Below are 13,457 nucleotides of genomic sequence, written 5' to 3'. Positions count from 1 at the left end.
GCGGATATTTCGGGGGGATACGAGGACGTGGAATACACCACCGGCACGCCCTCGTGGCGGCTTGTTCTGCGCCGCGCGTGGCGCGGTCTGCGGCCCCATCGTCCCACCCTGCGGATGGGTAAATGGTCGGCCGGCGTCCCATTGATCGCCCTCGCTGCGGGCCTGCTTTTCACCACCTCGGCCACGACGGCCGACGGCACGACACTGCGCGACGACCGCCGCCCCCAGCTCACCCAGCTGATCGCCGACAAGCGCGTGCGGCTCGAGGCCCGCGAGAAAGCGGCGGCCCAGCTGCGGGCCGCGGTCGACCAGGACACGGCTCGTCTGGCCGAGGTCGACGGCCCGGTCGGAGCGGCCCGCAAGACCGCCGACGGCCTGCGCGGCCCCGCGGGCTTCACCGCCCTGCAGGGCGGCGGGCTGACCGTCACCCTCGACGACTCGTCCCGCCGCAGCAAGGATTTCGTCGCGGCCAATGCCCCCGACAACGACGACCTCGTTGTTCACCAGGGCGATGTGCAGGCCGTCGTGAACGCGCTGTGGGCCGGTGGAGCCGAGGCAATGTCGATCATGGATGTCCGGGTGATCTCGACCAGCGCGGTACGCTGTGTCGGCAACACGCTGCTGCTTCACGGCCAAGTCTTCTCGCCGCCGTTCAAGATCACAGCTATCGGCGAACCCACAGCTATGCATCGCGCGTTGGAGTCCGCGGAAGGGGTCCGACAGTTCAGGGATGCGGTCGCGGACTTCGGCCTCGGCTATACGGAAACCGTCGAGAGGAACGTGACAGTGCGGGCGTACGACGGGTCGAGTGACCTCCGATCCGCGCGGGTTGCCGGGTAATGGCCGACAGTCCGGCCGGGGGGCCCGGCTCGGGGCGGCATCGCGCTCCGGACGCCGAGGCTCAGACGGCCTACATCCCGCGCATCACCGACGCGTCGCCCGACGGCGTGCCCGGCGGTCCCCTGGCCCCGCCGATCGGCCTGGGTTCCCGGCCCGAGGCGCCACGGTCCGCGCCGCCGACCCTGCCGCCGCCAACCCTGCCGCCGCCGTCCCCCTCGGCCGCCGAGACCGCCGTGCTGCGCACCGACGAAGAGGTGCAGCAGCGAATCGCGGCCGGCGGTTCCCTGGGCGCCGCCGCGCGCGCGGTCTCCGCGCCACCGGGACGTCAGGATTTCGACTTCTTCACCCAGGCCGATCAGCAGCCGCCGACCGGCAAGGCATCGGCCCCGATTCCGACCGGCTCGCCCGTGCCGCGTCCGCCGATCGGGTCGCTCGCGTCATCTCCGCCCGGGGGTGGGACCGGCTGGCCGCACGAGCACGGCGTCCCGGTCAACGGCGCGCAGTTCTCGGGTACGTACGACGGCTCCCCCGCCCGCGGCGGAGCTCCGGTTGCCGCCCGCTCGGCCGAGACGCCGTTCGGTGGCCCTCAGAGCGCTCGTGTGGCCTTCACCGGTGCCGCGGCTCCCGGTTCCACTTTCGGGCCGTCGCAGCCCGCTGACGGCCCCTACAGCACCGGGGCGCCCGGCCTGATCCCGGAGTCGCCCTATGGCGATGGGCAGGCCAAGGGCTCGCCCTACGGCGGCGGTAAGCAGGCCTTCGCGTCCGGCGGGCAGGCTGTCCGCTCGCCGTTCGGCAGCCCGTCCGCTCCCAGCGGTCCTTACGGCGGCCCGCAGGTGCCCGGCGACTCCTCCAACGCCGCGCAGCAGCCAAGCGGCGCCTTCAACGCGACGCAGCAGCCGAGCGGCGCCTACACCGCCACACAGCAACCCAGCGGCGCCTTCAACGCCACACACCAGCCGAGCGGCAGCTTCAACGCCGCGCAGGAGCCCAGCGGCGCCTACACCGCCACACAACAGCCGAGCGGCGCCTACACCGCCACGACGCAACCCAGCGGCGCATTTGACGCGACTCAGCAGCCCAGCGGCGCCTTCAACGCGACGCAGCAACCCAGCGGGGCCTATGGCGCCGCGCCGGGCCGCAATGGCTCCTACGGCGAGTCGGCGGCTCACGATGGGCGGGCTGACGGGCGTACGGGAACGAATGGCTTCTTCGACGGCACGCCGCAGGGTGGATCCGGCTTCGGTGACCGCGGGTCTTCGCCGCAGGTGTTCCGGCCGCCCGCCACCACCGGACCCGACACCGGCGGCTACCCCTCCGGCGGGCCGAGCTTCGACGGGCCCGGCTTCGGCGATGCCGTGCGGCCGAGCATCCCGGTCAACCCCGGACCGGCCGCCCGCGCAGGCTCGGCCCCGGCGCCGGATGCGCGCGAGACCGCCGTCATCCGTACGTCGGACGCACCGACCGGCCTGCTCCCGGCGGTGCCCCGGCCCGACGACCAGTCCTCCCCGATCAAGGAACCCACCGCGCTCCTCTCCGCGGTCCCCGGCGTCGCCGCACAGGCCGCGAAGGCGAAAGCCGAGCCCGACGCCGCTCTGGGCGCCGCCTCGGTCTCCCCCGCCGGCCCGGACGGTCCGAGGCCCCCGGCAGAGGAAGCGGCCGTGCAGGAAGCACCCAGACGTGGCGAGAAGGTCGTCAAGCTGCGGCCGGAGCAGACCGGTGAGGGCTACAAGAGCGTCTACTCCGAGATGACCCGCCCGACCCTCGGCTCGCGCATCCGCGGCGGCATCCGGGTCTCGGGCGAGCTGATGATCACGTTCGGCCTGATCGTCCTGCTGTTCGCCGGCTACGAGGTCTTCGGCAACTCGGCCAAGGTGCAGGACGAGCAGAACGCGCTCGACACCGAGCTCGACGACGTGTGGAACGACCCGACCGTGGGCCCGACCCCGGCCGCCGCCAGCAAGGGCCCGGTCGCACCCGGATCCAACCTCGTCGGCCGCCTCTACATCCCGAAGTTCGACAAGGAATGGGTCGTTGTCGACGGCGTGCAGCCCGACGACATCCGCTACGCCCCGGGCCACTACCCCGACTCGGCCAAGCCGGGCCAGGTCGGCAACTTCTCGGTGGCCGGGCACCGGATCAAGAAGATCTTCTGGCGGCTCGACGAGCTCAAGGACGGCGACGTCATCGGCGTCGAGACCCGCTCCAACTGGTACGTCTACAAGGTCTACCAGCAGCAGGTCGTCAAGCCGAGCGCCGTCGAGGTGGTCGCGCCCGTGCCCGGCAAGCCCAGGGCCAAGCCGTCCCAGTCGCTGCTCACGCTGACGACCTGCAACCCGAAGTTCAACAACTACGAGCGGCTCATCATCCACGCCGAACTGGTCTCGACCGTCAAGCGTGACCAGGCCCTGCCCAACGCCGGCATGCCGGCCGAGATCAAGGGGGCCTGACCACGATGTACGCCTGGATCTGGCGCAAGCTCCCCGGCGGCCTCTGGGGCAAGCTGGCCGGCTCGCTCAGCATGATCGCCGCCACCACCGCCCTGCTCTGGTTCGTGGTGTTCCCGTGGGCCACTCCGCTGCTGCCGTTCGACGACGTGCAGGTCGGCACCGGCACCGAGCAGCAGGGCCCGGCGGACGGCGGGGACGCCGACGTGACCAGCACGACCGGCCCCGACCACGAGGCGCCGGACGAGATCCCGTACGACACCGAGTCGAACGAGCCGCATCCCTCCGACGCCGCCCCGACCGGCGGCCAGATCCCTGGTGATTGACGTGCGCATCCTGGTCCTCGACAACTACGACTCGTTCGTCTTCAACCTGGTGCAATACCTGGGTCAGCTCGGCGCCGACTGCGAGGTGCGGCGCAACGACGAGATCTCGGTGGACGACGTGGGCACGTTCGGCGCCGCCGGCATCCTGCTCTCGCCCGGCCCTGGGACGCCGGAGCGCGCCGGCATCACGATGGACGTCATCAAGGCGTACGCCGGGAAGGTTCCGATGTTCGGGGTCTGCCTCGGCCATCAAGCGATCGGCGCCGCGTTCGGGGCGACCGTGACCCGGGCGCCGGAACTGCTGCACGGCAAGACCTCGGAGGTGCACCACGAGGGCAGCGGAGTGCTGGCCGGGCTGCCCGAGCCGTTCACGGCCACTCGCTATCACTCGCTCGCCGTCGTGCCCGAGACCCTGCCGGCCGAGATCGAGGTGACCGGGCGTACGGAATCGGGGGTGGTCATGGCCATGCGGCACCGTGACCTGCCGATCGAGGGCGTGCAGTTCCACCCCGAGTCGGTGCTGACCGAGGGCGGCCACACCATGCTCGCGAACTGGCTCGCCGCCTGCGGCCTGCCGTCCGCGCTCGAGAAGGCCCCGCCGCTGGCCGCCGGGGTCGAGACCCGCCGCCGGTCGGCCTTCGCCACGGCATAGCCGATCACGCACGGCTTCAGCCGCACAGGAAACGGCCGCCTCCGATATCGGAAGCGGCCGTTTGTCGTCGGTGGTCAGTCGCGGCGGACAGCGAGGCCGAGCGGGTAGGCGATCAGGCCGTCCGAGCCCGTCCCGGAGCCCGAGCCGGTGCCCGTGCCGCCGCCGTTGCCGGTGCCCGGCGACTCGGTGTCGTCCGGGTTGGGCGTCTCGTTCGGGTCGGGCTCATCGACCACCGTGAGGGTGACGTTGTCGCCCTTGGTGACCGTCGAGTTCGCCTTCGGGTTCTGCTCGACCACGGTGCCCGGGATCGCGTCCGGGTTCTGGACGAGGACGGTGTTGACGTTGAACGGGCCGGCGTTGTCGAGGGCGCCCTGCGCTGTCGCCAGCGGTTTGCCCACCACGTCGGGCATCTTGGTCTGCCGGGCGTTCGAGATCTGCACGGTGAGCGTCTGGCCGGGATTGACCTTCTGGCCGGCCTTCTCGACCTTGACCACGGTGCCTTCCTGCTTGAGGCTCGACACTTCCTCGAAGTCGACCTTGAAGCCGAGGTTCTCGAGCGTGGTCTTGGCCGAGTCGCGGGTCGAGCCGACCAGGTTGTCGGGCACCTCGACCTTGCTCGGCTTCTGGCAGAGCTGATAGCTGACCGTGGTGTCGGCGGTCACCGTGGCGCCCGCCCTCGGGTTCTGGACGATGACCGTGCCGTCGCATTCCTCGCGGATCTCCGGCTTGTCGGGAGTCGAGACCCGGGTGATGCCGGCGGCCTTCAGGAGCGCAGTGGCCTCCGCGTCGGTTTTGCCCTCGAGATCCGGCATCTTGTACGTCGTCACGGGGGCCGAACTGGGTATGTCGCCGGCGTCGGTGTTGTTCGCGTTGTTGCGGGTGTTGGCCAGCGCGACCCCGAGAACGATCACCACCAGCACGCCCAAAGCAGCCAGCGAAGCCCACACCCACGTCGAGCGCCTCTCGGGCGGACGCGGGCCACCGGCGACCGGGCGCTGCATCGTGGTGGCGGCCTGCGGCTGCCACTGCCGCGACGGCGGGCCCTGCATCGCCATCGTCTCGGCCTCGGACATCACCGGGGTGGCCAGCACCGGACGGCCCGCGACGGCGCGCAGCGCGTCGGCCCGCATCTCCTGCGCGCTCTGATAGCGGTTCATCGGGTTCTTGGCCAGCGCCTTGAGCACGATGGCGTCGAGGTCCGGCGAGACCTCGTGGTTGATGTCACTCGGCGCCCGGGGCTCTTCCCGTACGTGCTGGTAGGCCACGCTGACCGGGCTGTCGCCGACGAACGGCGGGTGGCCGACGAGCAGCTCGAACAGCACACAGCCGGCGGCGTACACATCGGAGCGGGCGTCGACGGACTCGCCGCGGGCCTGCTCGGGTGACAGGTATTGCGCGGTGCCGATGACCGCGCTGGTCTGCGTCATGGTCGTGGCGCCGCTGGCCAGGGCCCGGGCGATGCCGAAGTCCATGACCTTGACCTGGCCGTTCTGCGTGATCATCACGTTGCCGGGCTTGATGTCCCGGTGGATGATCCCATGCCGGTGGCTGAACTCCAGCGCGGCGCAGATGTCGGCGATGATCTCGAGGGCCCGGCGGGGCTGGAGGCGCTGCTCCTGGGCCAGCACTTCCTTGAGGGTCTGCCCGTTGACGAACTCCATGACGATGAACGGCTGCTTCTCGCCGGCCGACGAGATCTCCTCGCCGGTGTCGTAGACGGCGACGATCGCGGGGTGGTTGAGGGCGGCGGAGTTCTGCGCCTCGCGACGGAAACGCTCCTGGAACGTCGCGTCCCGGGCCAGGTCGGTGCGCAGCATCTTGATCGCCACGTCACGGCCGAGCCGGAGGTCGCGTCCGCGGTGCACCTCGGCCATGCCGCCGTAGCCCAAGAGCTCGCCGACCTGATACCTGCCACCGAGCAGGCGGGCCTGCGCCGTCATAGCGTCTGTCGTCCTTCGTTAGCTTCGATCCAGCCGGGGTTCGCGCCCGCCTGTGTGGTTAGACGGTACGACGCCACCGTTGGCTCCCCTCCGGTGACGCCCGTGTCGACGACGGTCGTGTTTCCCCTGCCCAGCGCGCCGCTCTGCTGGTTGTAGAGGAACGAGATCACCCCGATGCAGAGCAGGACGAGCAACGCCAGGACAACGGCCAGCACAATCAGCACCTGCCGCCCGCCGGAGCTGTCCGGCTTGGCGGACGGCGCCGGCTGTGATTGATACGGCTGACGGTACGGCTGCGGTTGAACGGGTGGCCCGGAAGGTACTGAAGCCGCGCCGCGCGCGCCCGAGACGGGCCGGGGCACCGGCGGATACGGCGGACGGGCCGTGCCGGCCATCGGCGAGCCCGACATCGGGACGCCGCTGGCCGGGCGGCCGTTCGACTGGTAGTGGGGCGCGGGGCTGACCGGGCCGGACGGGCGGGTCGGTGCGCCGGTGGGAGCCTGGGCCTGGGCCGGGTTGGCCAGCGAGGCCGCCGCCTGCCGGGCCACGGCGGCCAGCGCGGAGGCCGAGGGCCACCGGGCGTTCGGGTCCTTGGCCAGGGCGCGGTCGACGATCGCGCGGACCTGCGGCGGGATGTCGCCGGGCAGCGGCCGCGGCGTCTCCCGTACGTGCTTCATCGCGATTTCCATCGGCGTCGCGCCGTCGAACGGGCGGTGCCCGGACAGGCACTGGTAGGCCACGACGCCGAGCGCGTAGACGTCGGAGGCGGGGGTCGCGACCGCGCCCGAGGCCTGCTCGGGTGAGATGTACGACGCCGTGCCGAGCACCGAGCCGGCCACGGTGAGCTGGCCGACCAGGGCCGAGCGGGCGATGCCGAAGTCGGTCAGCACCAGCGTGCCGTTGGGGCGTACGAGAAGGTTGCCGGGCTTGACGTCGCGGTGCACGATGCCGTTCGCGTGGGCGGCCTGCAGCGCGTCGGCGGCCTGGGCGATCAGCGCCATCGTGCGCGCCGGGGTCAGCCGGCCGACCCGGCTCAGCGTGCGGGAGAGCGCGTCGCCCTCCACGTACTCCATTACCAGGAACGCGAGCTGCTGGTCGCTGCCGTAGTCGTAGACGTCGACGACCCCGGGGTGGTTGATCGTGGCCATGGTGCGGGCCTCGCCCCGGAACCGCTCGGCGAAGCCGGGCTCGTCGAGCAGCGCGGGCAGCAGGATCTTGACGGCGACCGTCCGGCCCAGCACCTCGTCGGTGCCACGCCAGACATCGCCCATCCCACCTCCGGCGATCCGCTCGTCGAGAACGTACCGGCCGCCGAGGGTCACCCCAGGGCTGATCATGCTCAGTCCCCTCCCTGACCCGCCGCGGCCTTCATGATGAGCCCGGCGATGCGGGCCGCCTCGGCGCTGGCATGGCCACCGGGCACGTTCTCAAGCATGACGCACGCGGCCGAAACCGCCTCGCCCTTGTCGTTGAAGGCGAAGCCGATGAACCAGCCGTGCGGATCGGCGCCCTCGGCGTTCTGGGCGGTCCCGGTCTTGCCGCCGACCTCCATGCCGGAGATGCGGGCGCGACGGCCGGTGCCGTTCTCGACGACGCTGACCATCATGTCCTTCAGGTCGGTGGCGACCTGGCCGTTGATCGGCGTGCGCAGCGGCTTCGGGTCGGCGGTGTAGATCGTCCGGAGATCCGGGCTGGTGAGCTTCTGCACCAGGTAGGGGCGCATCTGCTTGCCGTCGTTGGCCACCGTCGCGGCGATCAGCGCGCCCTGCAGCGGAGTCATCCGCACGTCGCGCTGGCCGAGCGACGACTGAGCCAGCGCGCCCTTGTCGACGCTGCCGTCCGGGTTGGCGATCTTGCCGGTGTCGCTCATCGCGACCGGCAGCCCGCTGCCCTCGAGGTCGCCGACGGTCAGCTGATCGTCCTCGAAACCGAACGCCTTGGCCGTGGCGAGCACCTTGTCACGGCCGAGCGTCACGCCCAGCCGGGCGAAGCCGGTGTTGCAGCTCTCGGTCAGCGCTTCCTTCAGATCGATCTGCCCACCAGGGCAAACTTCGTCCTCGGAGTTGCGGATGACCGCGCCGCTCTCGCGGTATTCGCGGCCGGCCTCGATCTGGGTATCGGTTTGATAACCGTTCTGGAGGGCGGCCGCGGAGACGATCACCTTGAAGACCGAGCCGGGCGGCTTGGTCTCGGCGGTCGAGCGGTTCAGCAGCGGCTGGTCCGGGTCCTTGTTGAGCTTGTTGTACGCCGCCTGGGCCGCCTTCTCATCGTGGCTGACCAGCGGGTTCGGGTCGAAGCTGGGCATCGACACCATGGCTTGCACGGCACCCGTACGCGGGTCGATCGCGATGGCCGCGCCCTTGTCGACGCCGCGTTCGTTGTTGTTCAGCTCTTTCCAAGCGGCTTCCTGCGCCTTGGTGTTGAGCGTCAGCAGCACGTTGCCGCCACCGGTGTTGTTGCCGGTGAACATGTCCTTCACCCGGTCGGCGAACAGCTTGTCGCTCTCGCCCGAGAGGAAGTCGTCCTCGGCGTTCTCGATGCCGGTCGCGGCCAGGCCGACGGGCCGGTATCCGAGCACCGGCGCGTAGACCTCCTTGCGCGGGTAGACGCGCAGGTATTTCAGGGCGTCGTCGGTGACCTTGTTGGTCGCGACCCCCTGACCGCCGGCCTCGATCACGCCGCGCGGGCGCTCGTACTGCGCGACGACCACGCGGCGGTTGTAGTCGTTGGTGCGGTAGTCGTCCGCCTTGTACGCCTGGACCCAGTTCAAGTTGGCGAAGAGCAGACCGAACAGGACGAGGATGACCACGCCGGCCCGTCGAAGTGGTGCGTTCACGGCTTGATCACCTCCGTCATGGCGCCGTGTAGTTGAGCTGGTGCTTTCTTTCCTCCGCCACCGGCGCGATCCGCCCCGCCGCTGCTGGCCGCCGGGCCGCGTGCCGCGTTCGAGATCCGCAGCAGCATGGCGATCAGCAGCCAGTTGGCCATCAGGGACGAGCCGCCGGACGAGAGGAACGGTGTCGTCTGACCGGTCAGCGGGATCAGCCCGGTGATGCCACCCAGGATGACGAAGATCTGCAAACCGAGGGTGAACGACAGACCACCGGCGACCAGCTTGCCGAACGAGTCACGCACGGCCAGCGCCGAACGCAGGCCGCGCTGGACGATCAGCAGGTACAGCACGAGCAGCGCGGACAGGCCGAACAGACCGATCTCCTCGCCCATGCCGGCGAAGATGAAGTCGTTCTGCACCTCGGGCACGAACCGGGGCGAGCCGCCGCCCGGGCCGGAGCCGAACAGGCCGCCGGTGCCGAGCGAGAGCAGCCCCTGCACCAGCTGGTAGCTGCCGCCGAGCCGCTCGTAGTTGTCGTCGTTGAACGGGTCGAGCCACACCTGGGCGCGGTCGTAGAAGTTGGCGAACGGGCCGCCGACCGAGGCGCCGAGCAGGTAGGCCACGTAGACGCCGCCGAAGAACAGCAGCAGACCGATGATCAGCCAGCTGGCCCGCTCGGTGGCGACGTAGAGCGTCACGATGAACAGGCCGAAATACAGCAGCGCGGTGCCCAGGTCCTTCTCGAAGACCAGCACCAGGAGGCTGAGCAGCCAGACGGTGACGACCGGACCGAGGTCACGGCCGCGCGGGAAGTCGATGCCAAGGAACCGGCGGCTGGCCAGCGACAGCACCTCGCGCTTGCGGACCAGGTAGTACGCGAAGAACGAGACCAGGGCGAGCTTGGCGAACTCACCGGGCTGGATCGAGAACGAGCCGATCCTGACCCACAGCTTCGCGCCGTTCACCTCGGAGATGCTGCCGGGCAGCACGGCCGGGATCATCACCAGCACGATGCCGGTCAGGCCCAGGGTGTACGCGTACCGGGAGACGACCTTGTGATCGCGGACCACCAGCAACAGGATCGCCGCCAGGATCAGCGCGATCAGGGTCCAAGCCAGCTGGCGGCCGCCGATGCCGGAGAAGATGCCCGGGATCGGCTGCTTCTCGGAGAGCGCGTCGCCGATGTCCAGCCGGCGCAGGAAGCCCACGCCCAGCCCGTTGATCAGCGCGACCGCGGGGATGAGAACCGGATCGGCGTACGGCGCGGTGTAGCGCACCACGAAGTGCAGGCCGACGAACAGAACGCTCAGCAGCGCGGCGGGCACCCAGAACGTCGGGGTGATCTCGCCGATGCGGCTGGCCTCCACGGTCGCCCCGTACGCCGCCACCAGCACCATGGCGAACGCGAGCAGACCCAGCTCGGCATTGCGCTGGGTCTTCATTCCCGGGATACGCGCCATCTCACCCGTGGAGGCGGGCGACGAGGCAGGCACGGCGGGCGCGGTCAAGAAGGATCCCCAGACATGGTCGAGCCGAAGCTCAGTTGACGGTCCGGCACCCGACCGGATCGGCAGCGGGCGCAGACTCGGAAACCTGAACGGACGGCGTGGTCGCGGGCACGGAGTTGGGCACCGACCCGTTGGCGCCGGCGACGGTGCTGCCGCTTCGGGTGCCGGCGGCGGGCGTGCTGCCGGTGGCGGGGCCCCTGGCGGTCGTGCTGCCGGGGACGGCCGTCTGGCTGCCGGTGCCGCCGCTGGGCAGGACCGGCGGCGCCGGCGTCGGCGGCGTGGTGACGGTGGTGCAGAGCGGCTTCAGGTTCGGGTTCGACGGGGTCTCGTCGGTCAGATCGGCCAGCATGCGCTGGGCGTCCGGCCGGTCCTCCGCGTGAATGCCCTCCTTCACCCGATCCTGCGCGACCGTGGTGAGGTCGTCGAGGCGGGACGGGCTGGTCTCGTTGACGCTCGAGAGGTCGAGGCCGGCGATCTGACCCGGGACGCCGCGGAAGATCGCTAGCTGCCCGGCCTCGGTCGCGCCGACGTAATACTGCTTCTGCGTGTACTGATAGCCCAGCCACAGACCGCCGCCGAGCACACCCAGCAGCAACAGCACAAGCAGCGTGGCCCGCACCGGGTGCCCCTTGGGCTCGGGCTCGGCGTAGGTGTCCCGTTCGGGCTGGGGCTGAGCCGGGCGCGGCGCCTGGAGTGCGGCGGCCCGCGCGGCCGAGGTCGAGCTGTCGGCCACCGTGTTGTTGCCCCGGTCGATCGACGCGGCGCCCCCCACGATCGGCGCCTGCTCGACGATGTCGGCGTCGGTCGCGTCGGCGATGACCACGGTGATGTTGTCGGGTCCGCCGCCGCGCAGGGCGAGCTGCACCAGCCGCTCGACACACGCCTGCGGATCGGTGAGCTCGCGCATCGTCTGGCCGATGGTGTCCGAACTGACCACGCCGGACAGCCCGTCGCTGCAGATCAGATAGCGGTCGCCCTTGAGCACCTGGCGCACGGAGTACTCGGGGTCGATGTCGCGACCGTCGAGCGCCCGCGTGAGCAGCGACCGCTGCGGGTGGCTGCTCGCCTCCTCCGGGCTGACCCGGCCCTCGTCGACCAGCATCTGGACGTACGTGTCGTCCTTGGTGATCTGGGCGAACTCGCCCCCGCGCAGCAGATAGGCCCGGCTGTCACCGATGTGCACCATGCCGAACTTGCTGCCCGAGAAGAGCACCGCGGTCAGCGTGGTGCCCATGCCCTCGAGCTGCGGATTGGCGTCGACGGTGTCCCGGAGCTGTTGGTTGGCGATCCCCACCGCGTGACGTAACGCATCCACCAGAGCGTCACCGGGGACGTCCTCGTCGAGCGGTGCCATCGCGGCGATGACAATGTTGGACGCGACGTCACCAGCGGCCATGCCGCCCATGCCGTCGGCGACAGCAAGGAGCCGCGGCCCGGCGTAGAGGGAGTCCTGGTTCAGGTCTCGGATCAGACCGCGGTCGCTCTGAGCGGCATAGCGCAGGGTCAGGGTCATGGCCGTAACTCAAGAGAAGTGCGACCGATACGGATCGGTACGCCAAGGGGGACGGGAGTAGGTCCGGAGACCTTACCGCGGTCGAGATAGGTTCCGTTCGTCGAGCCGAGATCCTCGACGAACCACTGACCGTCCCGCGGAACGAGCCGCGCATGCCGCGCCGAGGCGAAGTCGTCAGTGATGACGAGCGTCGAATCCTCGGCACGACCAATAGTAATCGGTGCCTCGCTCAGCGTGATGCGAGTGCCGGAGAGCTGCCCGGCCGTGACCACGAGTTGCCTCGCCGCCTTACCGCGCTTCGCCTTCGCGGGCCGGCCCTCGGGCACCGCGCCACCCACCCCCCGAGGGCTGGCGACGATGCTCTTGGACCGGACCCCAGCGAAGAGATCCCGGCGGATCACTCCTACCACCGTGAACACGAAGATCCACAGAAGGATGAGGAAGCCGAACCGGGCGACGGTGAGGACGAATTCGGGCAAGGTGACTAGCCGTCCACTCGGAACGTCAACGTGGTGGTGCCCAGCTGGATCATGTCGCCCGGGTTGAGCGCCACGGCCGAAACGCGCTGGCCGTTCACCATGGTGCCGTTGGTCGAACCCAGATCGGTCAGCACGACCTGGTTGCCGTCGTAGTCGAGCCGGGCGTGCCGGCGCGAGATGCCGACGTCGGGCAGGCGCAGGTTGGCCTGGTCGCCGCGGCCGATCACCGTCGAGCCCATCTGCAACGGATAGGTGCGGCCGTCACCCGAGATCAGGCCCACACCGCCGCGGCCGTTGGGCGCGCCGCCGCCGTGCTGGGGATAGCCACCCTGCTGTTGCGGCTCGTACGGCGGGTACTGCGGCCCCGCGTCATACGCCGGCTGCTGCACCGGGGCGACCTCGCCGCCGGTGTAGACCTCGGCGGTGACCCGGAACATGCCCGTGTCGAGCCCGTCACCACGCTCGATCTCGACGATCACGTCGCCGTAGACCGTCCACGCCTGCTCACCGATGAACTCGGCCTGAGACTGCGCGAGCTCCTGGGCCAGCGCGGCGGCATAAGGCGCCAGCCGGCTGTGGTCATAGGGCGACAGGTCGATCACATAGCGGTTGGGCACCAGCGTCCGGCCACCGGCAAGGATGGCCTTGTGCGCCTCGGCCTCCCGCTGCATGGCATTCAGAATCTCCACCGGGTGCACGACACCCTTGAACACCTTGGCGAAGGCCCCTTCAACCAGGCCTTCCAATCGCTTTTCAAAGCGCTGCAGCACGCTCACCGGCTCCTCCTCGGCTTCCGAGGACATGATGGTATCCGGCCGCCGCTTGCGCATCTGTTGCGCAAGAGCGACCGGCACTTCTGACCCTCGTATGACACCCGTAGACGCCGTGCTAGTCTTCCCTGGCGTCACGGGCGATATCAACT

The 13,457-nt window shown here is 70.1% G+C and carries 11 protein-coding genes; 4 read left to right on the top strand and 7 right to left on the bottom strand.

From position 1 onward, the window contains the following. Positions 1-27 precede the first annotated feature (27 nt). Genes ACZ3I4_RS27760 through ACZ3I4_RS27745 form a run of 4 tightly spaced genes read left to right on the top strand, consistent with a single transcriptional unit; the run spans position 28 to position 4,262 of the window. Positions 28-840: a DUF881 domain-containing protein gene (locus ACZ3I4_RS27760; RefSeq protein WP_465384944.1), complete on the top strand. Its 813-nt coding sequence runs from the start codon at positions 28-30 to the stop codon at positions 838-840. After that, positions 840-3,287, top strand: a complete 2,448-nt coding sequence (locus ACZ3I4_RS27755) for a class E sortase (RefSeq protein ID WP_465384943.1) — start codon at positions 840-842, stop codon at positions 3,285-3,287. Before ACZ3I4_RS27760 ends, ACZ3I4_RS27755 begins: the two co-directional genes overlap by 1 nt. A gap of 5 nt (positions 3,288-3,292) precedes the next feature. After that, a complete protein-coding gene (locus tag ACZ3I4_RS27750; protein WP_465384942.1) occupies positions 3,293-3,610 on the top strand; it encodes a hypothetical protein in 318 nt (105 codons plus the stop codon). 1 nt (position 3,611) lies between these two features. Next, positions 3,612-4,262 carry an aminodeoxychorismate/anthranilate synthase component II gene (locus ACZ3I4_RS27745; RefSeq protein WP_465384941.1) on the top strand — a complete coding sequence of 217 codons (651 nt, stop codon included), beginning with the start codon at positions 3,612-3,614 and terminating at the stop codon, positions 4,260-4,262. A gap of 74 nt (positions 4,263-4,336) precedes the next feature. On the opposite strand, the gene pknB is transcribed toward ACZ3I4_RS27745, so the two are convergent. The 7 genes from pknB to ACZ3I4_RS27710 form a co-directional block, all read right to left on the bottom strand. Next, positions 4,337-6,202: a Stk1 family PASTA domain-containing Ser/Thr kinase gene (pknB, locus tag ACZ3I4_RS27740; RefSeq protein WP_465384940.1), complete on the bottom strand. Its 1,866-nt coding sequence runs from the start codon at positions 6,200-6,202 to the stop codon at positions 4,337-4,339. Next, a complete protein-coding gene (locus ACZ3I4_RS27735; protein WP_465384939.1) occupies positions 6,199-7,539 on the bottom strand; it encodes a serine/threonine-protein kinase in 1,341 nt (446 codons plus the stop codon). Before ACZ3I4_RS27735 ends, pknB begins: the two co-directional genes overlap by 4 nt. 2 nt (positions 7,540-7,541) lie before the next feature. After that, the gene (locus ACZ3I4_RS27730) at positions 7,542-9,038 is read right to left on the bottom strand and encodes a peptidoglycan D,D-transpeptidase FtsI family protein (protein WP_465384938.1); all 1,497 of its coding nucleotides are present in this window, start codon (positions 9,036-9,038) and stop codon (positions 7,542-7,544) included. After that, positions 9,035-10,495: an FtsW/RodA/SpoVE family cell cycle protein gene (locus tag ACZ3I4_RS27725; protein ID WP_465385064.1), complete on the bottom strand. Its 1,461-nt coding sequence runs from the start codon at positions 10,493-10,495 to the stop codon at positions 9,035-9,037. Before ACZ3I4_RS27725 ends, ACZ3I4_RS27730 begins: the two co-directional genes overlap by 4 nt. A 79-nt stretch (positions 10,496-10,574) precedes the next feature. Then, positions 10,575-12,056, bottom strand: a complete 1,482-nt coding sequence (locus ACZ3I4_RS27720) for a PP2C family protein-serine/threonine phosphatase (RefSeq protein ID WP_465384937.1) — start codon at positions 12,054-12,056, stop codon at positions 10,575-10,577. Continuing rightward, a complete protein-coding gene (locus tag ACZ3I4_RS27715) occupies positions 12,053-12,535 on the bottom strand; it encodes an FHA domain-containing protein FhaB/FipA (RefSeq protein WP_133873756.1) in 483 nt (160 codons plus the stop codon). The genes ACZ3I4_RS27720 and ACZ3I4_RS27715 overlap by 4 nt, the downstream gene beginning before the upstream one ends. 5 nt (positions 12,536-12,540) lie before the next feature. Continuing rightward, the gene (locus ACZ3I4_RS27710; RefSeq protein ID WP_465385063.1) at positions 12,541-13,338 is read right to left on the bottom strand and encodes an FhaA domain-containing protein; all 798 of its coding nucleotides are present in this window, start codon (positions 13,336-13,338) and stop codon (positions 12,541-12,543) included. Positions 13,339-13,457: the final 119 nt, after the last annotated feature.

The organism is Actinoplanes sp. NPDC021490, assembly GCF_055562135.1.
This window is presented reverse-complemented; position numbering and strand designations above follow the sequence as displayed.

Bases quoted from the DNA above. Each gene is read 5' to 3' on its own strand.
- ACZ3I4_RS27735 (WP_465384939.1), bottom strand. From the start codon at position 7,539: ATGATCAGCCCTGGGGTGACCCTCGGCGGCCGGTACGTTCTCGACGAG.
- ACZ3I4_RS27755 (WP_465384943.1), top strand. From the start codon at position 840: ATGGCCGACAGTCCGGCCGGGGGGCCCGGCTCGGGGCGGCATCGCGCT.
- ACZ3I4_RS27710 (WP_465385063.1), bottom strand. From the start codon at position 13,338: ATGTCCTCGGAAGCCGAGGAGGAGCCGGTGAGCGTGCTGCAGCGCTTT.
- ACZ3I4_RS27720 (WP_465384937.1), bottom strand. From the start codon at position 12,056: ATGACCCTGACCCTGCGCTATGCCGCTCAGAGCGACCGCGGTCTGATC.
- pknB (WP_465384940.1), bottom strand. From the start codon at position 6,202: ATGACGGCGCAGGCCCGCCTGCTCGGTGGCAGGTATCAGGTCGGCGAG.
- ACZ3I4_RS27725 (WP_465385064.1), bottom strand. From the start codon at position 10,495: ATGGCGCGTATCCCGGGAATGAAGACCCAGCGCAATGCCGAGCTGGGT.
- ACZ3I4_RS27750 (WP_465384942.1), top strand. From the start codon at position 3,293: ATGTACGCCTGGATCTGGCGCAAGCTCCCCGGCGGCCTCTGGGGCAAG.